The following is a 24,654-nucleotide window of genomic DNA, read 5'->3' as shown; positions in this document are numbered from 1 at the left end:
CCCTCAGCGCCGCCGGTGACGGGCTATCTACGGATTGCCCCCACCCCGCGCAAGAGTAAAACCACTCCCCACCCCAAAGTTTTTTGACCAGACCGTCAAAATCACCGGACGGATGGTCGGCCGACCTTACGAGAGCCGCCTCGCGGCGGCAGATGCGGGGGTCCGCGACCGGCTTGGCAGCATCCGCAGCGCCAGTGCCCCTCCGATCAGGGCCGCATAGAGGATCGGCTCCCAGGCGAAGCCGCGCACAAGCCAGATGTAGTGCACCGCAGCCAGCACGGCGGCCGGGTAGGTCAACCGGTGCAGGCGCCGCCACGCTGCCCCGCCAAGGCGCCTCAGGCTTGCGTTGTTCGAGGTCGCCGCGAGCGGAAGGAGCATCAGGAACGCCGCCATTCCGATCGTGATGTAGGGCCGCTTGACGATGTCGGCCCAGACCGCGTCCAGGGCCCTCACATCCAGGATGGCCCAGACAGCCACATGGGCCATCGCGAAGAAGAACACGAGTAGGCCAAGCGCCCGCCGGAAGCGGAGAAGGTTCACGCCGGCGAACCGCCGGATCGGGGTCACCGCCAGCGTCGCCACCAGGAGCTTCAGAGCTGTTTCGCCATAGGCCCTTTCCAGCCAGTCGATCGGCTCGATCAGGCTGTAGTCCGTGAGCCCCCGCCAGAAGAGCCAGGCCATATACGCCGCCCCCAGGAGGTAGAGCGTCCAGGGGGGCACGCGCCGCAGCCCGTCGTTGACGCCCTGCGCCCAGGTCGCCGAAGCGGCCACCTCAGAAGTTCTCCACGAGATCCATGCCCTCGTACAGGGACGCCACCTCGTCGTAGCCGTTGAACATCAGCGTCGGCTGCCGGGAGGCGAAGAGCCCGCCCCCGATCTTCCGCTCGGTCGCCTGGGACCAGCGGGGATGGTCCACCGTCGGGTTCACGTTCGAGTAGAACCCGTACTCATTCGGGTTGGTAAGGTTCCAGGTCGCCGGCGGCTGCTCTTCGACCAGCGAGATCCGCACGATCGACTTGATGGACTTGAACCCGTACTTCCACGGCACCACGAGCCGGATCGGCGCGCCGTTCTGATTGGCCAGGGGTTCGCCATAGATCCCGGTCGCCAGAAGCGTGAGCGGATGCGTGGCCTCGTCGAGGCGCAACCCTTCGACGTACGGAAATTCCAGGACCCCGGCCCGCACCCCCGGCATCACCTCGGGCTGAACGGCCGTCTCGAAGGCGACGAACTTCGCCGCGGGCTGCACACCGACCTTGGCCAGCAGATCGGCGAGTTCCACGCCGTTCCAGGGGATCACCATGGACCAGCCCTCGACGCAGCGATGCCGGTAGATACGCTCCTCGGTCTCGAGGCCGGCGAGCAGATCCGCCAACGCGTAGTCCCCCGGCCTGTCCACAAGGCCATCGACCTTCACGGACCAGGGATCGACCCGCATCTCGCCCGCATACCGGGCCGGATCCTCCTTGTCGTAACCGAACTCGTAGAAGTTGTTGTAGCCCCGGATCTCCTCCAGGGTGTTGGGCTCAAGCGCGGCGTCCTGCGCCGCCGCGGCCCCCCCTAGTGAGAGCGCGCCCATGGCCCCTGCCCCGGCCATGATCTGCCGGCGGTTCAGGTAAGTGTCTCGGGGCGTCACGTCCGCCCAGGTCAGGTCGTTGCTCCAGCGGCGGGCCATCGGATGCCTCCTCCCAATGTTCGCTTCTGACGTAGGGAACCTACGCCGGATCACCATAGGGCGTGCGTCACGATGGCGTTCGTGGATGTTTCAGGAGGGCATGGCCTGCCGCCGACGGCGTAGCAGACCCGGTCGCCGGTCCGGGGCGGGCAGGCCCGGATCCCAGCCTCCTTCTCTCGTCCCGCCGCGACGACACCCCGGCCGGCTTTGCTGCCGGCCGGGGTGCAGGACCAGGACAGGCCCTTGGACCTGGATGTCAGTGGACCACCGCATCCACGGGCCGCTCGCGGCGCGCGGAGCCCGCGACACGGGTGCCGACGATCAGCCCGTCGGACCCGGCCGTGACCGGCACGGTGTCCTCGTCCCGGACCTCGCCCGCGAGGATCATCTCGGCCAGCTGATCCTGCAGCGCCCGCTGGATCACCCGCTTCAGGGGCCGCGCGCCGAAGACCGGGTCGTAGCCCTCGTCGGCCAGCCACTGCTTCGCGCTCGGGTCGAGGTCGAGCGTGATCTTCCGCGCCGCCAGCCGCTTCTCCAGCCGCCGGAGCTGGATCTCCACGATGCCGGTCATGTCGGACCGGTCGAGGCGATCGAAGATGATCATCTCGTCCAGACGGTTCAGGAACTCGGGCCGGAAGTGCGCCCGCACCGCCTCCATCACCTCGCGCTTGGCCATGGTGGCGTCCGCGCCCTCGGGCAGCTCGGACAGGGCCCGCGCGCCAAGGTTCGAGGTCAGGACGATGATCGTCTGCTTGAAGTCCACCGTCCGGCCCTGCCCATCGGTCAGCACGCCGTCGTCCAGGACCTGCAGCAGGACGTTGAACACGTCCGGGTGCGCCTTCTCGACTTCGTCGAAGAGCACGACCTGGTAGGGCCGCCGCCGCACGGCCTCGGTCAGGACGCCGCCTTCGTCATAGCCCACATAGCCCGGAGGCGCGCCGATCAGGCGGGCGACCGAATGCTTTTCCATGAACTCGGACATGTCGATGCGGACCATCGCGGTGTCGTCGTCGAACAGGAACTCGGCCAGCGCCTTGGTCAGCTCGGTCTTGCCGACGCCGGTCGGACCCAGGAACAGGAAGCTGCCCAGCGGACGCCCCTCGTCGTTGAGGCCCGCCCGCGCCCGGCGCACGGCCCGGCTGACGGCTTGCACGGCTGCTTCCTGACCCACGACGCGCTTGCCGATCTCCTCCTCCATGCGGAGGAGCTTCTCGCGCTCGCCTTCCAGCATGCGGCTGGTGGGAATGCCCGTCCAACGCTCGACCACCTCGGCGATCTGCTCGGGCCGCACCGCCTCTTCGACCATCAGGCCGTCGCCTTGCGTTTCAGCCTCGGCCAGCTCGCGCTCGAGCTGCGGGATCTCGCCATAGGCGAGCCGCCCGGCCTCGGCCAGGTTGCCCTCGCGCTTGGCACGGTCGAGCTGGGCGCGCGCCTCCTCCAGCCGCTCCTTCACGGTACGGGCGGATTCAAGCTTGGCCCGTTCGGCCTGCCACTTGGCCGTCATCGCGGCCGAGCGTTCCTGAAGCTCGGACATCTCCTTCTCGAGCCGGGCCAGCCGGTCCTGCGAGGCGGCGTCGTCCTCCTTCTTCAGGGCCTCGGCCTCGATCTGCAGCTGCAGGAGCTGCCGGTCCAGGGCGTCCAGCTCCTCGGGTTTGGAATCGATCTCCATCCGCAGCCGCGACGCCGCCTCATCGACAAGGTCGATGGCCTTGTCGGGCAGGAAGCGGTCGGTGATGTAGCGGTGCGACAGCTGCGCCGCCGCGACCAGCGCGGAGTCCGAGATCCGCACGCCATGGTGCAGCTCATACTTCTCCTTGATGCCGCGCAGGATGCTGATCGTGTCCTCGACCGTCGGCTCCTCGACCATGATCGGCTGGAAGCGCCGCGCGAGGGCCGCGTCCTTCTCGACGTGCTTGCGATACTCGTCGAGCGTGGTCGCGCCGATGCAGTGAAGTTCCCCGCGCGCCAGCGCCGGCTTGATGAGGTTCGCCGCGCCCATCGCGCCGTCGGCCTTACCGGCCCCCACGAGCGTATGCATCTCGTCGATGAAGAGGATGACCTCGCCAGCGGCCGCCTCGATCTCCTTGAGGATGGCCTTCAGCCGCTCTTCGAACTCGCCGCGGTACTTCGCGCCCGCGATCAGCGCGCCCATGTCGAGCGCGAGCAGCTTCTTGTTCTTGAGGCTTTCCGGCACGTCGCCGTTGATGATCCGCAGCGCGAGGCCTTCGGCGATGGCGGTCTTGCCGACGCCCGGCTCGCCGATCAGGACCGGGTTGTTCTTGGTCCGGCGCGACAGCACCTGCATCGAGCGGCGGATCTCCTCGTCGCGGCCGATGATCGGGTCGATCTTGCCGTCCCGCGCCGCCTCGGTCAGGTCGCGCGCATACTTCCGAAGGGCATCGTAGCCCTCCTCGGCGCTCGCCGTGTCGGCGGTCCGGCCCTTGCGGACGTCGTTGATGGCGGCATTCAGCTTCTGCGGGGTGACGGCCCCGGCCTCCAGCGCCTCCTGGGCCTTGGACTTCACCATGGCGAGCGCCATCAGCATCCGCTCGACGGGGACGAAGCTGTCGCCTGCCTTGGTCGCAACCTTCTCGGCCTCGTCCAGCACCCGCACCAGCGCCGAGTCGACATAGGCCTGGCCTGCGTCGCCCGACACCTTCGGCTGGCGCGCCACGGCCGCATCCACGGCCTCGCGCACACGGGCTGACGAACCGCCGGCCCGGTCGATCAGGTTGGACGACAGCCCCTGGTCGTCATCCATCAGGGCTTTCAGCAGGTGTTCCGGCAGCACGCGCTGATGCTGCTCGCGCATCGCAATGGTCTGGGCGGCTTGCAGGAACCCGCGCGACCGTTCCGTGAACTTCTCCAAGTTCATGGCATCTCCTTTCCAAAGCGCCCGTTTCCGGATCGCCCGCCCATGCGGCACGACCCCTCGGGCCTCGTCCTTGATGTGGGTCACGCTCTCGCGCGCCGCAAGTCCCGCGGCGGCCAGAATCCGCTCATGATCCCCGCGCCTTGACTCGGGCGCCGCGTGCGACCAAGGACGCCGGAACCGCCGGAGGATGCCATGCCCGATGACCGCCTGATCGTCGCCCTCGATGTCCCCGACGCGGTGTCGGGCCTGTCGCTGACCGAAGCCCTGGGGGACGCCGTGTCCTTCTACAAGATCGGCCTGGGGATGCTGACCGGGGGCGGCCTCGCGCTCGCCCGCGAGCTCAAGGACGAGCATGGGAAGCGCATCTTCCTCGACATGAAGCTCTTCGATATCGGCGCGACGGTCGAGGCGGCGGTGCGGGGGCTGTCGCGGTTCGACCTCGATTTCCTGACGGTGCATGGCGACCCGCAGGTGGTGCGTGCGGCGGTGCAGGGGGCCTCGGGCACCGGCCTCAAGATCCTGGCGGTGACGATCCTGACCTCGCTCGATCGCGCCGACCTCGACGAGGCGATGATCCGCGCGGGCGACCTGCCCGACCTGGTGACGGAGCGTGCCGCCCGCGCCATGGCGGCAGGCGCCCACGGCGTCATCGCGTCCCCGCGCGAAGCGGCGCTGATCCGCGCCTTGCCGGAGGCCGCGGGCAAGCTCATCGTCACCCCCGGCGTCCGGCCCGACGGCGCGGCCAGCGGCGACCAGAAGCGGATCGAGACGCCTGCCGCCGCGATTCGCGCCGGGGCCGACCACATAGTCGTGGGCCGCCCCATCTGGCAGGCCAAGGACCCGCGCGCCGCCGCCCGCGCCATCCTGGCCGAGCTGCCCTGAGCCCGAAGGGCCGCCCCAGACACGGAGCGGCCCCGGACGCGGGGCCTCAGGCGGCCTTCTGGGCGCGCTGGTTGACCAGGTTCTCGGCGATCCGGGTCAGCTTCTGGTCCGTCTGCTTTTCCTGATCGAGGATCTGCTGGAGGATGCCCTCCACGTCCTGCCGCCCCAACTCGCGCGCCCAGGCGACCAGGGTGCCGTACTTGGTGATCTCGAAATGCTCGTTGGCCTGCGCGGCAGCGAGCGTCACCGCGTCGAGAGCCGGCGGCTGGGCCTGGGACATCAGTTCCTGCGCGTCCGCGATCAGGCCGTCGACGGACTTGCAGGGCGCGGCCTGGGCCTCGATGCCCATCGTCTGGAACACCTGCTCCAGCATCATCACCTGGCGGCGGGTTTCCTCCTCGTGCTGTTCCAAGGCAGCGCGGAACTCTTCGCTCTGGGCCTTCTGGGCCATCTGGGGCATGGCCTTCAGCAAGGTCTGCTCGGCGTAGTAGACGGCCTGCAACCCGTGCTCGAACGCGTCCTGTAGCGTGTTCATTCGATCCTCCATTGGGATGGGAACGACCGGGACCGGGTCCTTTGCCTTGCGCCCCGCGGTCATCACCCGAACCCGCCTGGCCCGGGATCGTTCCGGCACAAATGCTGCTCATGCGGCTGCAACCTTTCCGGGTGCAGCATCGTTTCCCATGCAGGAGTGAACCGGGGGACCAGATGCAGACCGTGACGGTGAAGTCGCTGCGCTACGACAGCGCCCAGGGCACCTACGAGGCGCGGGTGGACGTCGAACGCGACGGGCGCACCTTCCGCTATCCCTGCCGCGTGGAAGCGCCCGAATCGGCCCCGCGCGACTGGATCGAACAGGCCCTGACGCGCCATGCGCTCCGCCAGTCCGATTCGGGCCGTGACCAGCCGCGTCTTCACTGACGCCTGGCACGGTTCCGGCTCCGCGTTCGTGGCCCGCGGAGCCGGCGGCGCGTCCCCGTCACAGGGGGCGCGCCGCGTCAGTTCTCGTTGATGTCCTTCCGGATGATCCTGGCCCGCCCGCGATGCTGGCCAAGATAGAACCGCAAAACAGCATATGCTCCGGCCGAGAGCAGCGCGAAGATCACCAGCGTCCCGCCGAGCCCCGCATCGAGCCCGACCGCGACCAGGGCCGCCGTGGCCAGCGCCCCCGCCGAGAAGCCCAGGAACACGAAGACGGGCATGAGGACCTCCAGGAGGCCCAGCACCAGCGCCAGCGCGACCCAAAGCCACCATGTCAGCCACCAGCTCACGCCTTGCGCCCCGCCGCGAAGAGCCGGAAGGCGTCGCCGAACGCCTCGAGCGCCGCCGCCGGGACGACCACGGTCTGCTTGCCGCTCCCCTGCCCCAGCGCGACCAGCGCCTCCACCTGCTTGAGAGCGACCTGATACTGAGCGGCTTCGATGCCGTTGCGACCGATGGCGTCGGCCACCACGCCGGTGGCGTAGGCCTCGGCATCGGCTTGGATGCGACGGGCCTTGGCCTGCTGCTCGGCGGCGTAAAGCTCGGCGTCGGCCTGCAGCTCGACCGCGCGCTTGCGCCCCTCGGCCTCGGTCACCTGCGCGCGCCGCGCCCGCTCCGCGTTGAGCTGCTGGAGCATGGCCGACCGCGTCGCCTCGTCGAGGTTCACGTCCAGGATCTCGGCCCGCGTGACCTCGATGCCCCAGTCGTCCACCTGGTCGGCCAGCTGGGTGCGGATCGCCGTGATGAGCTGCGCCCGGTTCGACTGCACCTGGTCGAGCTCCATGCGGCCGATCTCGGACCTGACGATCCCGGCGACGGTGGTGGTGATGGCCGCATCCACGTCCCGGATCCGGTAGACCGTCTTCTCGGGCTCGGTGATCCGGTAGAAGACCGAGGTGTCGACCGAGACGAGCACGTTGTCCGAGGTGATCGCGTCCTGCCGCGAGGTCGGAAGCTGGCGCTCGAGGATCGAGATCCGGTGCGCCACCCGGTCCAGGAAGGGCACGATGAGGTTGAGCCCCGGCGACAGGACCGACCGGAGCCGGCCGAACCGCTCGACGACGAACTTCTCGGACTGGGGAACGACCCGGATCCCGCGAAAGATCGCGACGACGATCAGGAGCGCGAGCAGGATGAGGACGATCGTCGAGCCAGGCAGGCCAAGGGTGAGATCCTGTGGGTTCATCTTCCGCTTTCCGCTGGTTGGATGGGGCGAGGCTACGACCGGACGCCGCCGGCTCCTAGTCCGCCTAACCATACCCCTAGCCGGTCCTGCAGCATGGGCACGGCCCCGGGCAGCGCCAGGAACCGTTCGGGCGGCATCAGGAGCCAGCCCTGCCCTTCGTCGGCCATGACGATGCGCCGGGCGGCGCGGACGGGCATCCGCAGGACAAAGAACCAGCTCGTCCGCGTCGGGTCGGCCATGGCCGGGAAACGGCTTTCCCAGAGCCATTCGGCCTCGTTCAGGTCGAGGCCCACCTCCTCGCGGGCTTCGCGGACAAGGGTGTCGCGCGGGGTCTCGTCCCCTTCACGGCCGCCGCCCACGAAATCCCAGCAACCCGGATAGGGGATCGTCGGAATGTCGTCCCTGAGCGTGGCCAGGAGGTCGTCGCCCAGGAACAGCGCGCCCTTCGCGCCCACATAGTCCTGCATGTCCCGTCCTTCCGCGCTATCCTGTCCCCATGCCAGCCCTGTGCCGCGACTGCCTGCACCGATTCGACCAGGAGGCCCGCCGCTGCCCGTCCTGCCGGTCGCCGCGCGTCACCACCCACCCGGAGCTCTTCAGCCTGTCCGTCGCCCACATGGACTGCGATGCCTTCTTCGCCGCCGTGGAGAAGCGCGACAATCCCGATCTGCGCGATGTTCCCGTCATCGTGGGCGGTGGCAAGCGGGGCGTGGTCTCGACGGCCTGCTATCTGGCCCGCATCCGGGGGGTCCGGTCGGCGATGCCCATGTTCGAGGCTCTGCGGCTCTGCCCCGAGGCGGTCGTCGTGAAGCCCAGGTTCTCCGCCTATGTCGAAGCCTCGCGCGCGATCCGGGCCTTCATGGAGGAGCTGACCGACCGCATCGAGCCGCTCAGCCTCGACGAGGCCTTCATGGACCTGTCGGGCACGGAACGCCTCCACGGCGCGCCGCCGGCCGTGATGCTGGCCCGGCTGGTCCGGCGGATGCACTCCGAGCTGGGGCTGACCGGCTCGATCGGGCTGTCCCACAACAAGTTCCTGGCCAAGGTCGCCTCGGACCTCGACAAGCCGCGCGGCTTCTCGGTCATCGGGCGGACCGAGACGCGCGACTTCCTGGCCCCCCAGCCGGTCCGGCTCATATGGGGCATCGGCCCGGCCGGCCAGGAGGCTCTCGGCAAGGCCGGCATCCGCACCATCGGCGACATCCTTCGCTGGGATCGGCGCGATCTCCATGCCCGCTTCGGCCATATGGGCGAACGGCTCTGGCATCTGGCCCGCGGCGAGGACGCGCGATCGGTCAATTCCGACCGGGACACCAAGAGCATCTCGAACGAGACGACCTTCCATGAGGACACGTCCGACCGCGACCTTCTCGACGGGCATGTCTGGCGGCTGGCGGAAAAGGTCTCGTCGCGGGCCAAGGCCCAGGATCTCGCCGGCCGGGTCGTCGTGCTGAAGCTCAAGAAGGCCGACCACCAGAGCCTGACGCGCCGGACCGCCCTGCGGGAGCCCACGCAGATCGCCGACGCGATCTACCGGGCCGCGCGCGGCCTGCTGGACCAGGTGGCCGAGCCGGGTCCGTTCCGCCTTCTCGGGGTCGGCCTTTCCGAGATCACCGATGGCCGGCTCGCCGACCGGGCAACCGACCTCCTCGACGCCGAGGCGGCCCGGCGCGTCAAGGCCGAACGGGCGGCCGACGCGATTCGCGCGCGATTCGGCGATGGAGCGATCCTCAAGGGCCGCGCGTTACGGTGACGTGACCCGCACCCGGGTCCGCCGAACGAAGGCTCGCCCGGAGGCCGGGGCGCTCCGGATCCGTTCACGAAGGAGCGGGCGCTTGTATTACGGAACCCCACGCAGGATGCTTGCGCCATGAGCGCCGCCGATCTTCCCATCCATCTGCGCATCCCCCTGGGCGAAGGGCTCCGCTTCGGCCCGGGCAAGGCCGACCTCCTGACCCGCATCCGCGAGACGGGATCGGTGTCGGCCGCGGCGGCGGCGATGGGCATGAGCTACCGGCGCGCCTGGTCGCTGGTCGCCGAGGCCAACCGCGCCTTCCGGGCGCCCCTGGTGGAGCTTTCGCGCGGCGGCGAAGGCGGCGGGGGCGCACGGCTCACCAAGGAGGGCGAGGCGGTGCTGGCGTCGTACCGGGCGCTCGAGTCGCTGCTGCTGAGCGAAGGCGCCGCCTACATCGCCGCGATCCGCGACCGGGCCGATATGTCCGGACGGAAATAACGCTTGCACGCGGATCGGACGGGGAGCGATATATCCGGCTGAACACAACGCTCCGGAGGTCCCGATGCGCCTTGCTGCCGTCCTTGTCGGCCTGGGGATCGCATCCCCCGCGATGGCCGATCCGGTGACGGTTTTCGCCGCGGCCAGCCTGAGGACCGCGCTGGACGAGATCGCCGCCGACTGGAGCGAGGCCACCGGGACCGAGGTGGTCCTGTCCTACGCCGGCACCCCGCAGCTCGCCCAGCAGATCGAGCAGGGCGCCCCGGCGGACCTGTTCCTGTCGGCCGCGGTGGACTGGATGGATGAGCTCGAGTCCAAGGACCTGATCGTCGAGGGGAGCCGCCGGGACCTCCTGGGGAATACCCTCGTGCTGGTCGCGCATGGCCCCGCCGAGCCCGTCGCGATCGGGCCGGACCTCGACCTTCCCCGCCTGCTGGATGGCGGCAGGCTCGCCATGGCGCTGGTCGACTCCGTGCCCGCCGGGGTCTACGGCAAGGAGGCGCTCACCCATCTCGGGCTCTGGTCAGGGATCGCTCCACAGGTCGCCCAGGCCGAGAACGTCCGCGCCGCGCTGGCGCTGGTCGCCTCGGGCGAGGCGCCGCTCGGCATCGTCTACGGGTCCGACGCCATTGCGTCCCAGGCGGCGAACGAGGACGTCTCGGTGATCGGCACCTTCCCCCAGGACAGCCACGCCCCCATCACCTACCCGGCCGCGCTCGTGGCCGGCCATGACAGCCCGGAGGCCGCCGCCTTCCTCGACCACCTGTCGTCCCCCGAGGCGCGACAGGTTTTCGAGGCGCAGGGCTTCGTGGTGCTCGACTGACCCTGTCCGGCTGGACCCTCACGCCCGAGGAGGCCACCGCCCTCCTCCTGTCCTTGCGCGTGTCCTGCGCCGCCACCCTGGCCAGCCTGCCGCTCGCGCTCCTGACCGCGCAGGCGCTGGCCCGCTGGCGATTCCCGGGGCGCGAAGCCCTGAACGTGCTCGTGCACCTACCCCTGGTGCTGCCGCCCGTGGTGACCGGCTACCTCCTGCTGATGACCTTTGGCACGCGGGGGCCGGTGGGCGGGGTCCTTCAGGACTGCTGCGGCATCGTCTTCGCCTTCCGCTGGACCGGAGCGGCGCTCGCGGCGGCGGTGATGGCCTTTCCGCTGATCGTCCGGCCGATCCGCCTGTCCATCGAGGCCGTGCCGCGGCACCTCGAGGAGTCGGCCGCCGATCTGGGCGCGCGGCCAAGCCTCGCCTTCCTAACGGTGACGCTCCCGCTGGCGCTGCCCGGCATCGTCGCCGGGGCGATCCTGGGCTTCGCCCGCGCCATGGGCGAGTTCGGCGCGACGATCACCTTCGTCTCGAACATCCCCGGCGAGACGCAGACGCTGCCCTCGGCCATCCATGTCCTCCTGCAGATCCCCGGCGGCGAGGGCGCGGCGCTGCGGCTCGTGGGGATCTCGATCCTCGTGTCCACCCTGGCGATCATCCTGTCCGAGATCCTGGGCCGGCGCGCGGCACGGCGGATCGCCGGGCGCTAGGCCCAGGCGCGCAGGCGCGCCGCCAGATCGGTCACGCGCTCCGCCACGCCCTCGCCGGGCGGGCCGCCGCGCCACGGGTCGGCCAGGGTCGTGACCCAGGGTTCGGACGGCACGATCTCGCGACCGCCGCCCTGGCGCCGCCAGGTCAGCGCCCGGAGCACCTTCTCGGCCTCGGGCGGGAGGCGGTCCGGAATCTCCTGCCCCGACAGGATGCCCCAGAGCCGTGTCCAGCAGCGCCCGACCGACCAGGGATTGTAACCGCCGCCGCCCAGCAGCATCAGCCGGGGTGCCAACGGCCGCAGCCCCTCCAGCACCCCCGCATGGGCGTTGTTGGACAGGGCGAGCCGCGACTGCGGATCCTCGAGCACGCCGTCCGACCCGGACTGGAGCACGACCGCATCGGGCCGGAAGGCGGCGACGGCGGGCAGGATCAACGCCTCGCGCGTCCGCGCCATGTCGTCGTCGTGAAAGCCGCGCGGCACCGGCAGGTTGAAGACGTTGCCGATCCCCCGATCCGCGATCGCACCCGTCCGGGGCCAGCGGCCCTCTTCGTGGATGGACAGGAGCAGGGTGTCGGGATCGTCGCGGAAGCCGTGCTCCACCCCGTCGCAATGATGGGCGTCGATGTCGACATAGGCCACGCGCCGCGCCCCATGGCGGCGAAGCGACAGGATCGCGAAGACCGGGTCGTTGAGGTAGCAGAAGCCGTTCGCCCGGTCGGGGAAGGCATGATGCGTCCCGCCGCCCGGCACATGGACCGCGCCTCCGCCCGCCAGCAGCTCCCCCGCCAGCATGACCCCGCCGACGCCGGTGGCCGGACGGCGATACATCTCGGGAAACACCGGGTTCGCGGTGGTCCCGAGGCCGTGCCGGTCGCGGGTCTCGGCGCTGACGGCCTGCTCCCGCTCGGCCTGCGCCAGAGCGGCCACATAGTCGGAGCTGTGCCAGGCTGTCAGCGCCGCCGGCCGGGCGCGGGGGCTCCGGCGGAACCGTCCGGGCGGCAGCCAGCCCAGCGCGCGCCCAAGGTCCATGACGGTCGACACGCGCGGGATGCGCAAGGGATGCCAGGGGCCATAGCTCGACCCGCGGTAGATCTCGGACCCTATGAGGATGGGCGTCAGGACGCCAGCGCCGCCTCGACGGCCTGCGTGATCGCGGGTCCGGTGGGAACCTCGGACGAGCCCCAGGTGCCCAGCACGGATCCGTCCGCGCCGATCAGGACCTTGTTGAAGTTCCACTGGGGCTCAAAGCCCTGGCTCTCGCGCAGCCAGGAGAAGAAGGGATGCGCCGTCTCGCCGCGGACATGCGTGATCCCGGTCATCGGCAGGTCGAGGTCGTAGTTGAGCTCGCAGAAGTCCTTGACCTCCTGCTCCGAGCCCAGCTCCTGCCGGAAGTCGTCGGACGGCACCGCCACGACCACGAGCCCGCGGTCCCGGTACGCATCATAAAGCGCCTGCAGGTCGTTGTACTGGGGCGTGTAGCCGCAGAGCGACGCCGTGTTGGCGATCAGGACCGGATGGCCGGCCCAGTCGGTGAAGCCGATCTGGCCCCCATCGATCGAAGTGAACCGGAACTGCTGCAACATCGCCTCCTCCGCCGTCGCGGCCCGCGCCCCGGCGCTCGGCAGCACCGCCAGAAGGGTCAGCCCCAGGGTGAACGCCAGATGCTGCATGACCGCCTCCGCCTTGCCTGACGCTACGATAGCACTGCCGGCCGACCCGTCCATGGCCTGTTCGCGACATGGGGCGGGCGTCTCGGCCACGCTCACGGGAACATGAGAATTTCTGGAAACTTGCGACCTGTTGCGTACGCCGCCCGCGTGCTTATCTTCGGTCCGTCAGCAACGGGATCCAGGGCCATGGTCCGCTACAGCCTTTCCTGCGCGGACGGCCACCACTTCGACAGCTGGTTCCAGTCCGCCGCCGCCTTCGACGACCTCGCCAGGCGGGGCCTGCTGACCTGCGCCGAATGCGGCTCCGCGAAGGTTGAAAAGGCGCTGATGGCGCCGGCCCTGTCCAACTCGCGCGGCGACCTGTCCGCCCCCCGCGACCCGCGGGAGGCGATGCTGGCCGCGATGCGCCGGCAGGTCGAGGAGAACTCGGACTACGTCGGGCTGAGCTTCGCGGCCGAGGCGCGGGCGATGCACGAAGGCATCAAGCCCGAGCGATCCATCTGGGGCGAGGCCAAGCCCGAGGAGGCCAAGGCCCTGATCGAGGAGGGGATCCCCGTCGCTCCCCTTCCGTTCATGCCCAAGCGCGGCGCGAACTAGGCCGCCGGCCCGCCCGGCCCGATCCGCGACAGCCCCGGCCGCGCCGTCGGGACCAGCCAGTCCGGCGGCGCGCCGAGCCACCATTGCCCCTGCGGTCCACCCCGATTATGAGGGCGCCCGGAACTCTGGGGACCCGCATGTCCATCCTTGTCATGAAGTTCGGCGGCACGTCGGTCGCCAACGTGGATCGCATCGCGCGCGCGGCCAAGCGCGTCGCCGTCGAGGTGGCCAAGGGCCACGACGTCATCGTCATCGTCTCCGCCATGGCGGGCGAGACCAACAAGCTCGTGGGCTTCGTCCAGGACACGTCGCCGCTCTATGACGCGCGCGAATACGATGCCGTGACCTCCTCCGGGGAGAACGTGACCGCAGGCCTCATGGCGCTCCGCCTCCAGGAGATGGATATCCCGGCCAGGTCCTGGCAGGGCTGGCAGGTGCCGGTGATGACCACCTCGGCCCACGGCTCCGCCCGGATCGAGGCCATCCCGACCGACAACATCCTGCGCAAGTTCCGCGAAGGGATGAAGGTGGCCGTGGTCGCGGGCTTCCAGGGCATCTCGCCCGAAGGCCGCGTCACCACGCTGGGCCGGGGCGGCTCGGACACCACCGCCGTGGCCTTCGCGGCCGCCTTCGACGCGGTGCGCTGCGATATCTACACGGACGTGGACGGCGTCTACACGACCGACCCCCGCATCTGCGAGAAGGCCCGCAAGCTCGACCGCATCGCCTTCGAGGAGATGCTGGAACTGGCGTCGCTGGGCGCCAAGGTGCTCCAGACCCGCTCGGTCGAGCTGGCGATGCGCTACAAGGTGAAGCTCCGCGTCCTGTCGAGCTTCGAGGAACAGACCGACGAGGCCGGAACCCTCGTCTGCGACGAGGAGGACATCATGGAGTCGAACGCGGTCGCCGGGGTCGCCTATTCGCGCGACGAGGCCAAGATGACGCTGACCTCGGTCCCGGACCGCCCGGGCATCGCCGCCGCCATCTTCGGACCGCTGGCCGAGGCCGGGGTGAACGTGGACATGATCGTCCAGAACATCTCCGAGCATGGCCGGACGGACATGACCTTCTCCTGCCCCAACGATCAGGTCCTGCGGGCCGAGAAGGCGCTGGGCGAAGCCAAGGCGCGGGGCGACATCGGCTTCGAGGAGCTCGTGACCGACCAGGGCGTCGCCAAGGTGTCCGTGGTCGGGATCGGGATGCGGTCGCACGCCGGGGTTGCGGCGCAGATGTTCAAGGCGCTGGCCGCCGAGAACGTCAACATCAAGGTCATCACAACCTCCGAGATAAAGATTTCCGTCCTGATCGACCGGAAATACATGGAACTGGCCGTGCAGGCCCTCCATGATGCCTTTGGCCTCGAAAAGGCTGCCTGAGTTCCAACGCACGGGGCAGAGCCCCCGAGAGGAGACGATGCCCGACCGGACCGAGAGCGAGAGCCGCAAGCTCTTGGGCCGCCTCAGCGCGGTCATGGCCGCCACGAGCGTCGGCCAGACCCGTCTCGACCGCATCGTGCAGCTGATCGCGTCCTCGATGGGATGCGAGGTCTGCTCGATCTACCTGTTCCGTGACGCCGAGACGCTCGAGCTCTGCGCCACGGTCGGCCTCAAGGCCGAAGCCGTTCACCAGACGCGGATGCGCCTGGGCGAGGGGCTCGTGGGGCGCACGGCCCGTGACCGCGTGGTGACCAACACCGCCAACGCGCCCGCCGAACGCGGCTTCCGCTACATGCCCGAGACCGGGGAGGAACGGTTCTCCTCGTTCTGCGGCGTGCCGGTCCAGCGGCTGGGCGAGGTGCTGGGCGTTCTCGTGGTCCAGAGCCGGGCGGCCCGGATCTATACGCCCGACGAGGTCTACGCTCTCGAGGTCGTGGCCATGGTGCTGGCCGAGATGACCGAGCTGGGCGCCTTCAACGGCGGTGAAGGAGGACTTTCGCCCCGCCATCAGCGGCCGATCACCTTCCGGGGCCTGTCCGGCCAGGAGGGCGCGGTGGCGGGCCGGGTCTACCTGCACGAGCCGCGCGTCGTGGTCACCAACCCGATCTCGGAGGATCCCGACAAGGAGCTCGCCCGGCTCAATGCCTCGATCGAAGCGCTTCGGGCGCAGGTGGACGAGATGCTCGCCGGTGCCGGCACCGTGGACAGCGAGGAGGTGGGCGTGCTCGAAGCCTACCGGATGTTCGCGAATTCCCGCTCCTGGCTGCGCCGGATGGAAGAGGACATCCGCTCGGGCCTGTCCGCCGAGGCCGCTGTCGAGAAGGAGCAGTCCCACGCCCGCGCTCGCATGGGGCAGGCCTCGGACGCCTATCTGCGCGACAGGCTCCACGACCTCGACGACCTGTCCAACCGCCTGCTCCGCATCCTGACCGGCCAGGGCCGCGACACCGGCGCCGCCATGCCGGACAGCCCGGTGCTCGTGGCGCGCAACATCGGACCTGGCGAGCTTCTCGAATACGGCAAGGGCGCGCTGCGCGCCATCGTCCTCGAGGAAGGCTCGGTCGGCTCCCACGCCGCGATCGTGGCGCGCGCCTGGGCTATCCCCCTGGTCATCCGGGCCGAAGGCATCACCACCGAGGCGCTGAACGGCGATCTTATCCTCGTGGACGGAGAGCAGGGCATCGCCCACCTGCGGCCGGACGACATCGTCCGGAAGGCCTTCGAGGACAAGATCGCCATGCTCGCCCGCGCGCAGGAGCGCTACGCCGATCTGCGCGAGCTTCCGGCGCAATCGCTGTGCGGCACGGTGATCGGCTTGCACATGAACGCCGGGCTGATGGCGGACCTGCCCTCCCTTCCCTCGTCGGGGGCGGAAGGCGTGGGGCTCTTCCGGACCGAACTCCAGTTCCTCGTCCGCAACCAGATGCCCAAGCGGGCCGAGCTGTCGGCGCTCTATGCGCGGGTGATGGATGCGGCCAAGGGCAAGCGGGTCGTGTTCCGGACGCTCGACATCGGGTCCGACAAGGTCCTGAGCTACATGAAGCCCCAGGACGAACCCAATCCGGCGATGGGCTGGCGCGCGATCCGCCTGGGGCTCGACAAGCCCGGGGTCCTGCGGATGCAGCTTCAGGCGCTGATCCGCGCGGCGGCCGGGCGCTGCCTGACGGTGATGTTCCCCTTCATCGCCAATCCGGGGGAGTTCCGGCTCGCCCGCGCCGAGTTCAACAAGGCCCTGGAGCGCGAACGCATCCTGGGCCACCCTTTGCCCGACAAGGTCGAGGTCGGCGCGATGCTCGAGACGCCGAGCCTTGCCTTCGCGTCCTATGCCTTCTTCCGCGAGGTGGACTTCCTGTCGGTGGGCGGCAACGACCTCAAGCAGTTCTTCTTCGCCGCCGACCGCGAGAACGAGCGGGTCCGCCGGCGTTATGACATGCTCGAGTCGTCGTTCCTGGAGTTGCTTTCGGGGATCGTCGGACGCTGCGCCTCGGCGGGCACCCCGCTCAGCTTCTGCGGCGAGGACGCCGGCCGGCCGGTGGAAGCGGTGGCCCTGGCCGCCATGGGCTTCCGGATGCTTTCGATGCGACCGGCGTCCATCGGACCGGTCAAGAGCCTCCTTCGCCGCGTCAACCTCCAGGAGGCCCGGAAAGTCATCGACGATGCCCGGATCCGGGGGGACGAATCCGTGCGCCCCGCACTCACCGAATGGCTCGCCCGACAACCTTAAGAAGAAATTAACCGGAAATTGGCACAATTGATTCAGGCGGCGGGGGTTCCCGTGCGGCGGCGCATTCGTCCGCAAGGCTTCGGGGGCACATGACTATGCAAAGAATCGGGCGCAGGTCAGCCCTCGATGGCCAGACAGTCCTTGCCTGGGCCGGCCTTCCAGCCTTGGCCTTCCTGTTCGGGGCAGCCTGCTCCAGCCTCCCTGTCCTGGCCCACCGCTACCTGCCCATGGTGGACCTGCCCAACCACATCGCGCGCCTTCACATCGCGGCCACGGAAGGCGGGCCGCTGTCCCGCTACTACGAATACGGTTCGGCACTCCTTCCCAACTCGGCGGCCGACCTCCTCTGGATGCTGGCGCCGCAGGGCATGGACCCGGTGCGCTTCTCCCAGGTGATCATGGCCATATGCCCCATGGCCTATATCGCCGCCACCATGGTGCTCTCCCGCGTGGCCCAGCAACAGTGGAGCCTGTGGCCAGCAGTCTCGGCGCTCTTCGCCTACAACGCGCCGTTCCGCTGGGGCTTTGAGAATTACTCCCTGTCGGTGCCGTTCGCCCTGCTGGCGCTCGCGCTCTGGTTGAGGCTCGAGTCCCGGGGACCGCTGTTCCGGATCCTGCTGTTCACCCCCATCACCCTCGGCCTTTATCTCCTTCATCTGTTCGCCTTCGTGGTCCTAGCTGTTGCCGTCCTGGGACGAGAGGTTCAGATCCTTCTCGGCTCGCGGCAGGACTGGCGGCAAGTCGGCCGGGGATTGCTGCTGGCTCTTCCCTTCCTTCCGCCGCTTGGCTGGTATGTCTTTGATGCCCTGTCGGCGGTCGCGTCGCCCCTGGGCCACCAGACCATCTTCGGCCTCCGGGCGCGCGTCGCCGTTCTGACATCCCCCTTCGTGGCGTCCACGGGCGACATGGGAAGCCTCGTGAACCTGGCCGGAGCGGGCGCCCTGATCCTGACCCTGTTCTTCGGGCTCACCGCGTTCCGCCGGAACGGGCCACGGCTCATCTTTCAGGGTCCGCTGACAGGATCGATCGTTGCGCTTGCCATCGCGAGCGCGCTTACGCCGGCTTGGCTGAACGGAGTGGCCCTGGTTCACATCCGCCTGCCTCTCGTCACCCTGGCCGTCGCGGTTGCCGGCACGACCTGGCGGAGTCTGGACATCGGGACCGCCAAGCGTTGGGCGATGATCGTAGCCTGCCTGCTTCTGGCGCGGGGCGTCGCCTTCGAACGCCTGGCATCCAGCTACGACGCCGAGATTCAGGATCTGATGACGGTCCTGGCTCAGGTTCCGGTCGGGTCTCCCGTGATGCCGGCCCGCGCTCCGGGACAGGAGGGCGACCGGGGACGCTGGCACCTGCCGGCCTATGCGGTCGTGACCCGCGATGCCTTCGTCCCGACCCTCTTCCAAGGGAGCCATGCGCTTCGCGTCAGGCCGGATTGGATCCCGTTCTCTCACCCGTCCCTGTATCCCCCCAGCGTCCGTCGCTTGCTCGACAACGGACCCCAGGCCGACAACGGACGATGGGCCTTCCTGCGGAACTGGACCTCGCGATTCCCCTATCTTCTGGTTCTGGATCCCTGGACGGCTGGGCCAGGAAGCGGTCTTCAGCTGGTGACACGCGCCGGACGGTTCAGCTTGTATCAGGTCACAGAGGCACCGCCCGAGCCGGAGGCCCCTCGCCCGCCTTCCGAATCCTCATCGGGCTGACAAAAGGCATGAGAGGCCGACGGCCCAGGCCACGGTCCGGTCCGGCCGTGGGAACGCCTGCTTGGCGGTTCGAGACGAGGTGCGTTCCGGCCGGTCACACCTTGGGTCGGTCTGGTCTGGCCCCCCTGCTGATCGCGCTCCTCTGGAGCAGCCTCGCGCTCACGTCCTGGAACATCCATGCGGCGCCGGACGGCCTCTACAACGACTTCAGCGCATTTCACCTGGTCGGGCGCCTGGCCCGATATGGCCAGGCTGCGACGGCCTATGACCCGGTCCGATTCGCCAAGGTGCAGGCCGGCTTATGGGACGTTCCGGGCAAGTTCCTCTGGGGCTACCCGCCGCCGTTCACGCTCCTGACGGTTCCGTTGTCGATGCTTCCGCAGTGGCTCGCCTTCATGCTCGTTCTGGGGGGATCGCTCACGGCCTACCTGCTCGTTCTGAAGGCGCTGGCTCCGAACGACTTCCCTGTTGTCCTGGGGGTGCTGTTCCCGACCCTGATCCACGTCATCGAGGTTGGGCAGAACGGGTTGCTCATGGGTGCAGTGGCAGGTTGGGTTGCGCTGTCGGTGTCCCGCGGACGCAGGAACGCGACAGGCGTGGCCTTGGGTCTCATGTCTCTCAAGCCGCATCTGGCCATGGGGCTCGTGGCCCTGACCATCATGACGGGACGCTGGCGGGCGCTGGCCATGGCCGCCCTGGTCGCCCTGCTCCTGGCCGCTCTGGCCACGTGGACCTTCGGCTGGGACATCTGGGCGGCGTTCCGGAACGGGCTCGCCGCATCCGGTGAGGCTCTCCACGGCGCGGGCCTCAAGTTATCCTGGATGACCTCGCCCTATGGATCACTTCTCTCCCTGGGCGTGCCATTTCCCGTCGCCCTGGCGGCCCAAGGAGTGGTGGGCCTGATGGCGCTCGGGGCTGTCGGCATGGCGCGAGGCCTCGATTGGGAGAACCGGCGGCAACTCGGCCTCGCGGCGCTCGCTTCGGGACTGACGAGCCCCTATTTCTACAACTACGATCTGCCGGTCTGCGGGCTCGCCGTGGCGCTGCTGCGTCAGGATGTGGCCCGCCACGCGAGCCGGGCCGAAACGATCCTGCTGCTGTGCCTGAGTTGGGCTCCCTGCACTTTGGCCCTGCTGCAAAAGCACGTCGCGCCAGGATACAGCCCCCCAGCTGTCGGCGGCTATGCCCTGACACTGGCCCTGCCGGTGATCTTCCGCATCGTGTGGCGGGCGGAACGGGAAACGGCTTCGGCTCAGGCCTGCTTCACGGGCACCCGGCTTTCCGCCAGCACCTTGTGGAAATGATCGAGCACAGGCCCTTCGCCATGGACACGGGACAGGCGGCGCAGGCCGAAATGAACATGGGCCATCTCGACATAGTAGTCGATGAACGCCCAGTTCGTGCCGGCCCCGGCCGCCGCCCCTAGAATCGGGACCGCTTGGGAGGCCAGCTTCTGGCCGACGACCGCTCCGAACCGGGGCGCCACGCGGGCCACCAGCCGGTTGATGGCCGTGCCCGACAGCGACAGTCGCGCCCCCAGGAACGAAGTGTCGACCCCATCATCGCCCTTATTGGCCGCCCCGCCCGCGCCAAAGACCCGCAGGCATTCCAGCCGGGTTTCCTCGGACAAGGGATCCTCGCCGTGCAATTCGGCCACGCCCTGCACGGCGCGGAAGATGATGGTGGTCGCGAGAGGAAGCTCGGCCAAGGCCGTGGCCAGCCCTCCGGCTCCTCCGACGGCTCCTGAGAAGGCAGCAAGCGTCTTGTGGGCCAGATCCCCGGTGATCCAGGCGGAGAAGGCGGCCAGCCGCCCGTCGGCCTGCCGGGACCGCGCCGCCGCGTCGTAGCTGCGCAGGAGCGCCGCCTGCGCCGCCTTGTCGATCTGGGCACGGACCGGCTTGGGCAAAGCCTTGAGCCCCCCTTCGACCGACCCACCCACAAGGTTGACCGCCCGCATGAGAAGACCGCCCGCACGCGCCTGCCGGCGCGCCAGGGCTGCGATCTCATCCCGCTCGGCATCGCCAAGCGGCCGCAGGGGGTGTTCAGGGTTCACTTCCTTGAGCTTCGGCTGGGTCATGCCACTAAGAATGGTCCGAGCTGCGGCTCGTTTCAATGCATGAACCGCGATTGGCCGCGCTGGAGGGGGCAGCGCAACCGGGCTCGGCGCCCTGTGGCGCCGAAGTTCGTCGGATGGCCCCTTTTAGTCCACAGCCCGCAGGACGGGGCCTGTGACGTCGGTCCAGGCGCCCTCGCGCAGGTCCAGGCCCAGGATGCGTTCGGGGTTGGTGGGCGGCGGCATGGCGACGCCGGCGAGCCGCTGAAAGCCGAAGCGGCGGTAGTAGGGCAGATCGCCCACCAGCAGCACCCGGCTCCAGCCGCCCTCGCGCGCCAGCTCCAGCGCCCGCAGGATCAGCATGGCCCCCAGCCCCTCGCCCTGGCGCGTGGGGTGCACGGCCACCGGGCCCAGGAGCAAGGCCCACCTGCGCCCGCCCGCCGCCGCGACGCGCACCGGCCAGTTGCGGATGGCCCCCGCCAGCGCCCCCTCGCCGTCGCGCGCCACCAGGCACAGCGCCGCCACCGGCGCCACCCCCTCGCGCAGGCGGTAGGACGACAAAGCCTCCCGCCCCGGCGCAAAGCACAGGTCCAAGAGCGCCTCCACCTCCCACCAGTCGTCCGCCGTCTCCTCGGCGAGCCGGATCATAGCGCCTCCATTGCCCCTGGCCTCTGGGCGCGCTGCCCCTACCATGGCGGGAGCCCCAGTCAATCCAGGGAACGCAACGGATGTTCTATCGCCCCGCCGATGGCCACGGCCTGCCTCACAATCCTTTCTACGCCGTGGTTTCGCCGCGTCCGATCGCCTGGATCTCGACCCGGGACCTGTCGGGGATGGACAACCTCGCCCCGTACTCCTTCTTCAACGCCGTGGCCTCCGAGCCTCCGCAGGTCGTCTTCGGATCGTCCGACAGCAAGGAGGACCGCGACGGGACCAAGGATTCGCTGGGCAACATCCGGGAAACCGGCGTCTTCTGCATCAACGTCGTCGAGTTCGCGGCCCGCGATGCGATGAACGCCAGTTCCGCTGCCCTCCCCCGCGACGTGGACGAATTCGCGCAGGCCGGCGTGGAAAAGGCCGCCTGCGAGACCATCCCCTGTTGCCGCGTGGCCCAGGCGCCGGCCTCGATCGAGTGCCGCCTGACCCGGATCGTCCGGCTCGCGGGCGAGGCCAATTACGCCGTCTTCGGAGTCGTCACGGGGATGCACCTGCGGGACGACTGCATCGTGGACGGCCGGTTCGACGTCACCCGCTACCAGCCGCTGGCCCGCCTGGGGTACCGCGATTACGCCGTGGTGCGGGAAGTGTTCGAGATGATCCGGCCTGGCCAGAAGCCCGCGCGCTAAGGGAACGCCTTCTTCGCCCGGGCTGCCCGGGCCGCTCCCGTCACCGTTCGACGGCCCCCAGGGTCCTGGACGGTTGCGCGCGCCGCGTCCAGGCGGCAGGGTCGCCCCGAGCGGACAAGGACGCGGACATGGCATCGCATCTCGGACTGATCGGTGGCTCGGGCCTGTACGGCCTGACGCTGGATGAGGCGGACTGGCGCGAGGTCGATACCCCTTGGGGTCCTCCGTCCGACGCCATCCTGACCGGACGGTTGAACGGCATCGCCGTGAGCTTCCTGCCGCGCCACGGGCGGGGGCATGTCCATGCCCCTGGGGACCTGCCATCGCGCGCCAACATCGCGGCTCTCAAGACGCTGGGCGTGACCGACGTGGTCTCCATCTCCGCCGTGGGGTCCTTCCGGGACGAGATGGCCCCGGGCGATATCGTCATCGTCGACCAGTTCGTGGACCGCACCGTGGCGCGCCCGTCCTCGTTCTTCGGGACCGGGTGCGTGGCGCATGTGAGCCTGGCCCAGCCCACCTGCCCGCGCCTGTCCGCCCTGGCGGCGGAGGCCGCCCAGGCGGCGGGCGCGACGGTTCATCGGGGTGGGACCTATCTCGCCATGGAAGGGCCGCAGTTCTCGTCGCGCGCCGAATCACGCATCTGGCGCGAGGTCTGGGGCTGCGACGTGATCGGCATGACCGCCATGCCCGAGGCCCGCCTCGCGCGGGAGGCCGAGCTTTGCTATGCCACCGTGGCGATGGTGACCGATTACGACTCCTGGCACGAAGGGCATGGCGCGGTGGATGTCGCCGCCGTTCTCGCTGTGCTCGCCGCCAATGTCGCCCGCGGCCGCGACCTCGCCGCACGCCTGCCCGAGCGGCTGGCCCAGGGTGGCCACCCCTGCCCGCACGGCTGCGACCGCGCGCTTGACCATGCCATCATGACGTCACCGGACCGGCGCGACCCGGCGCTGCTCGAACGGCTTCGCAGCATTGCGGAACGGGTCCTTTGAAGGGCTCCACCGTCCTGCTGGCCGGCCTCCTGGCCATCGGCGGCGTGGCGGACGCACAGGAGGAGGATTTCCTGGTCGCAAGCGGAAAGCTCTCGACCGAGGATTTCTATCGGCTCGTCGCGTGCCGTGCGCTGCCCGGGGGTCCCTGCACCCAGGAGCCGGTCCGCTGGCCGCCTGGACGGGCCCAGGATCTGTCGGTGGGCTTTGCCCCGGTCTCCTCGGCCTACCCGCCCGAGATGATCCGGCGCATGATCGCCGCCGTGGACCGCGCGATGGCCGAGATCAACGGCGCCGGCGCGGCGCTGCATCTTCGCCGCGCCGGCAAGGGCGAGACTCCTGACGTCCTTTTCCAGCTTTCCACGGTCCAGGAGGGCGACGCGATCGACGGGACGGGCCTGTCGGGCGTGGACGGGCAACAGCTCGGCGCGGCGATGGTGACGGTCTGGTGGGATGACGGACAGGATCTCGATCAGGCCCTCATCGTCATGGCCGAGGATCTGCCGCCTGCCGATGTCGGCCCCGTGGTGCTCGAGGAGTTGACGCAGGCCATGGGCCTCATGACCGACATCCGCGATCCCTATTACGATGACATCTCGGTCTTTGCCGAGGATTCGAACTCCGTGACACGCCTCGGCCCCCAGGACCGCGAGGCCCTGCGGCGCCATTATCCCATCGAAAGCCCATGACCCTGGCCACCCCCATCCAACCCGCCGGAGGCTCCATGTCCGTCAAGGACTACATCCGCACCATCCCCGACTTCCCCGCGCCGGGGATCATGTTCCGCGACGTGACGACGCTGTTCGGCGACCCCCGTGGCTTCCGCATGGCGGTGGACCAGCTGCTCCTGCCCTGGGCGGGCGTGCGGATCGACAAGGTCGTGGGTCTCGAGGCGCGCGGCTTCATCCTGGGGGGCGCGGTGGCCCACCAGTTGTCCGCGGGCTTCGTGCCGATGCGCAAGAAGGGCAAGCTGCCCGGCCGCACCCTCGAGCAGGCCTACAAGCTCGAATACGGGACCGCCGTGCTTGAGGTTCACGACGACGCCATCCGTCCGGGCGAGAAGGTCCTTCTGGTGGACGATCTGCTAGCGACGGGCGGCACAGCCGAGGCTGGCCTCGCGCTCATCGAGCGGCTGGGTGGCGGCGCGGTGGGCTGCGCCTTCGTCATCGACCTTCCCGACCTGGGCGGCCGGGCCCTGCTGGAAACGGCCGGCCACCGGGTCCATGCGCTTTGTGCGTTCGCGGGGCACTGACCCGGCCAAGAAAGGGATGG

The 24,654-nt window shown here is 69.4% G+C and carries 26 protein-coding genes; 15 read left to right on the top strand and 11 right to left on the bottom strand.

Annotated features, from left to right (window positions below; genetic code table 11):
• Positions 1–126 precede the first annotated feature (126 nt).
• From msrQ to clpB, 3 genes are all read right to left on the bottom strand, one after another.
• Positions 127–771 carry a protein-methionine-sulfoxide reductase heme-binding subunit MsrQ gene (gene msrQ, locus J3P31_RS19775; RefSeq protein ID WP_210530248.1) on the bottom strand — a complete coding sequence of 215 codons (645 nt, stop codon included), beginning with the start codon at positions 769–771 and terminating at the stop codon, positions 127–129.
• Position 772: 1 nt separating this feature from the next.
• Complete coding sequence (msrP, locus tag J3P31_RS19770; RefSeq protein ID WP_210530247.1) at positions 773–1,675, bottom strand: protein-methionine-sulfoxide reductase catalytic subunit MsrP; 903 nt, start codon at positions 1,673–1,675, stop codon at positions 773–775.
• Between the two features lie 256 nt (positions 1,676–1,931).
• Positions 1,932–4,550, bottom strand: a complete 2,619-nt coding sequence (clpB, locus tag J3P31_RS19765; protein ID WP_210530246.1) for an ATP-dependent chaperone ClpB — start codon at positions 4,548–4,550, stop codon at positions 1,932–1,934.
• A 192-nt stretch (positions 4,551–4,742) separates the two neighbouring features.
• Between clpB and pyrF the strand changes: the two genes are divergently transcribed.
• Positions 4,743–5,432, top strand: coding sequence for an orotidine-5'-phosphate decarboxylase (gene pyrF / locus J3P31_RS19760; RefSeq protein WP_210530245.1), 690 nt, complete (start codon positions 4,743–4,745; stop codon positions 5,430–5,432).
• A 46-nt stretch (positions 5,433–5,478) separates the two neighbouring features.
• On the opposite strand, the gene J3P31_RS19755 is transcribed toward pyrF, so the two are convergent.
• Entirely contained in the window at positions 5,479–5,967 is a 489-nt protein-coding gene (locus J3P31_RS19755; RefSeq protein WP_210530244.1) for a YciE/YciF ferroxidase family protein, read from the bottom strand.
• Positions 5,968–6,140: 173 nt separating this feature from the next.
• On the opposite strand from J3P31_RS19755, the gene J3P31_RS19750 reads away from it, so the two are divergent.
• The gene (locus J3P31_RS19750) at positions 6,141–6,353 is read left to right on the top strand and encodes an orotidine 5'-phosphate decarboxylase (RefSeq protein WP_210530243.1); all 213 of its coding nucleotides are present in this window, start codon (positions 6,141–6,143) and stop codon (positions 6,351–6,353) included.
• Between the two features lie 77 nt (positions 6,354–6,430).
• Here the strand turns inward: J3P31_RS19750 and J3P31_RS19745 are convergent, their stop codons facing one another.
• Genes J3P31_RS19745 through J3P31_RS19735 form a run of 3 tightly spaced genes read right to left on the bottom strand, consistent with a single transcriptional unit; the run spans position 6,431 to position 8,066 of the window.
• Complete coding sequence (locus tag J3P31_RS19745; protein WP_210530242.1) at positions 6,431–6,703, bottom strand: hypothetical protein; 273 nt, start codon at positions 6,701–6,703, stop codon at positions 6,431–6,433.
• Entirely contained in the window at positions 6,700–7,599 is a 900-nt protein-coding gene (locus tag J3P31_RS19740) for an SPFH domain-containing protein (protein ID WP_210530241.1), read from the bottom strand. The genes J3P31_RS19745 and J3P31_RS19740 overlap by 4 nt, the downstream gene beginning before the upstream one ends.
• 32 nt (positions 7,600–7,631) lie before the next feature.
• Positions 7,632–8,066, bottom strand: a complete 435-nt coding sequence (locus J3P31_RS19735; protein ID WP_210530240.1) for an NUDIX domain-containing protein — start codon at positions 8,064–8,066, stop codon at positions 7,632–7,634.
• A 29-nt stretch (positions 8,067–8,095) separates the two neighbouring features.
• Here J3P31_RS19735 and J3P31_RS19730 point away from each other — a divergent pair, with 29 nt between their 5' ends.
• The 4 genes from J3P31_RS19730 to modB all read left to right on the top strand — a co-directional run bounded on the left by J3P31_RS19730 (position 8,096) and on the right by modB (position 11,359).
• Complete coding sequence (locus J3P31_RS19730) at positions 8,096–9,352, top strand: DNA polymerase IV (RefSeq protein ID WP_210530239.1); 1,257 nt, start codon at positions 8,096–8,098, stop codon at positions 9,350–9,352.
• A gap of 117 nt (positions 9,353–9,469) precedes the next feature.
• On the top strand, positions 9,470–9,832 hold the full coding sequence (locus J3P31_RS19725) for a winged helix-turn-helix domain-containing protein (RefSeq protein ID WP_210530238.1): 363 nt from the start codon (positions 9,470–9,472) through the stop codon (positions 9,830–9,832).
• A 64-nt stretch (positions 9,833–9,896) separates the two neighbouring features.
• On the top strand, positions 9,897–10,655 hold the full coding sequence (modA, locus tag J3P31_RS19720; RefSeq protein ID WP_210530237.1) for a molybdate ABC transporter substrate-binding protein: 759 nt from the start codon (positions 9,897–9,899) through the stop codon (positions 10,653–10,655).
• Between the two features lie 2 nt (positions 10,656–10,657).
• Positions 10,658–11,359 carry a molybdate ABC transporter permease subunit gene (modB, locus tag J3P31_RS19715; RefSeq protein ID WP_210530253.1) on the top strand — a complete coding sequence of 234 codons (702 nt, stop codon included), beginning with the start codon at positions 10,658–10,660 and terminating at the stop codon, positions 11,357–11,359.
• On the opposite strand, the gene J3P31_RS19710 is transcribed toward modB, so the two are convergent.
• Together J3P31_RS19710 and J3P31_RS19705 are read right to left on the bottom strand one after the other, a co-directional pair.
• Positions 11,356–12,480: an acetoin utilization protein AcuC gene (locus J3P31_RS19710; RefSeq protein WP_246849695.1), complete on the bottom strand. Its 1,125-nt coding sequence runs from the start codon at positions 12,478–12,480 to the stop codon at positions 11,356–11,358. The genes modB and J3P31_RS19710 overlap by 4 nt on opposite strands.
• Positions 12,477–13,031: a glutathione peroxidase gene (locus J3P31_RS19705; RefSeq protein WP_210530236.1), complete on the bottom strand. Its 555-nt coding sequence runs from the start codon at positions 13,029–13,031 to the stop codon at positions 12,477–12,479. Before J3P31_RS19705 ends, J3P31_RS19710 begins: the two co-directional genes overlap by 4 nt.
• A 186-nt stretch (positions 13,032–13,217) precedes the next feature.
• Here J3P31_RS19705 and J3P31_RS19700 point away from each other — a divergent pair, with 186 nt between their 5' ends.
• The 5 genes from J3P31_RS19700 to J3P31_RS19680 all read left to right on the top strand — a co-directional run bounded on the left by J3P31_RS19700 (position 13,218) and on the right by J3P31_RS19680 (position 20,295).
• A complete protein-coding gene (locus J3P31_RS19700; RefSeq protein ID WP_210530235.1) occupies positions 13,218–13,628 on the top strand; it encodes a DUF1178 family protein in 411 nt (136 codons plus the stop codon).
• A gap of 137 nt (positions 13,629–13,765) precedes the next feature.
• Positions 13,766–15,004 carry an aspartate kinase gene (locus tag J3P31_RS19695; protein WP_210530234.1) on the top strand — a complete coding sequence of 413 codons (1,239 nt, stop codon included), beginning with the start codon at positions 13,766–13,768 and terminating at the stop codon, positions 15,002–15,004.
• Between the two features lie 37 nt (positions 15,005–15,041).
• The gene (gene ptsP, locus J3P31_RS19690; protein ID WP_210530233.1) at positions 15,042–17,288 is read left to right on the top strand and encodes a phosphoenolpyruvate--protein phosphotransferase; all 2,247 of its coding nucleotides are present in this window, start codon (positions 15,042–15,044) and stop codon (positions 17,286–17,288) included.
• 89 nt (positions 17,289–17,377) lie between these two features.
• Complete coding sequence (locus J3P31_RS19685; protein ID WP_210530232.1) at positions 17,378–18,991, top strand: hypothetical protein; 1,614 nt, start codon at positions 17,378–17,380, stop codon at positions 18,989–18,991.
• A 101-nt stretch (positions 18,992–19,092) separates the two neighbouring features.
• Positions 19,093–20,295, top strand: a complete 1,203-nt coding sequence (locus tag J3P31_RS19680) for a glycosyltransferase family 87 protein (RefSeq protein WP_210530231.1) — start codon at positions 19,093–19,095, stop codon at positions 20,293–20,295.
• Here the strand turns inward: J3P31_RS19680 and J3P31_RS19675 are convergent.
• On the bottom strand, positions 20,244–21,068 hold the full coding sequence (locus J3P31_RS19675; protein WP_210530230.1) for an EcsC family protein: 825 nt from the start codon (positions 21,066–21,068) through the stop codon (positions 20,244–20,246). The genes J3P31_RS19680 and J3P31_RS19675 overlap by 52 nt on opposite strands.
• A 123-nt stretch (positions 21,069–21,191) precedes the next feature.
• Positions 21,192–21,692, bottom strand: coding sequence for a GNAT family N-acetyltransferase (locus J3P31_RS19670; protein WP_210530229.1), 501 nt, complete (start codon positions 21,690–21,692; stop codon positions 21,192–21,194).
• A gap of 80 nt (positions 21,693–21,772) precedes the next feature.
• On the opposite strand from J3P31_RS19670, the gene J3P31_RS19665 reads away from it, so the two are divergent.
• The 4 genes from J3P31_RS19665 to J3P31_RS19650 all read left to right on the top strand — a co-directional run bounded on the left by J3P31_RS19665 (position 21,773) and on the right by J3P31_RS19650 (position 24,634).
• Positions 21,773–22,390 carry a flavin reductase family protein gene (locus J3P31_RS19665; protein WP_210530228.1) on the top strand — a complete coding sequence of 206 codons (618 nt, stop codon included), beginning with the start codon at positions 21,773–21,775 and terminating at the stop codon, positions 22,388–22,390.
• Positions 22,391–22,518: 128 nt separating this feature from the next.
• Positions 22,519–23,385: an S-methyl-5'-thioadenosine phosphorylase gene (locus J3P31_RS19660; RefSeq protein WP_210530227.1), complete on the top strand. Its 867-nt coding sequence runs from the start codon at positions 22,519–22,521 to the stop codon at positions 23,383–23,385.
• A complete protein-coding gene (locus J3P31_RS19655) occupies positions 23,382–24,071 on the top strand; it encodes a hypothetical protein (RefSeq protein ID WP_210530226.1) in 690 nt (229 codons plus the stop codon). Before J3P31_RS19660 ends, J3P31_RS19655 begins: the two co-directional genes overlap by 4 nt.
• 35 nt (positions 24,072–24,106) lie before the next feature.
• A complete protein-coding gene (locus tag J3P31_RS19650; protein ID WP_210530225.1) occupies positions 24,107–24,634 on the top strand; it encodes an adenine phosphoribosyltransferase in 528 nt (175 codons plus the stop codon).
• Positions 24,635–24,654 lie beyond the last annotated feature (20 nt).

This window comes from Rubellimicrobium arenae (genome assembly GCF_017916275.1).
Taxonomy (GTDB): Bacteria; Pseudomonadota; Alphaproteobacteria; order Rhodobacterales; family Rhodobacteraceae; genus Rubellimicrobium; species Rubellimicrobium arenae.
This window is presented reverse-complemented; position numbering and strand designations above follow the sequence as displayed.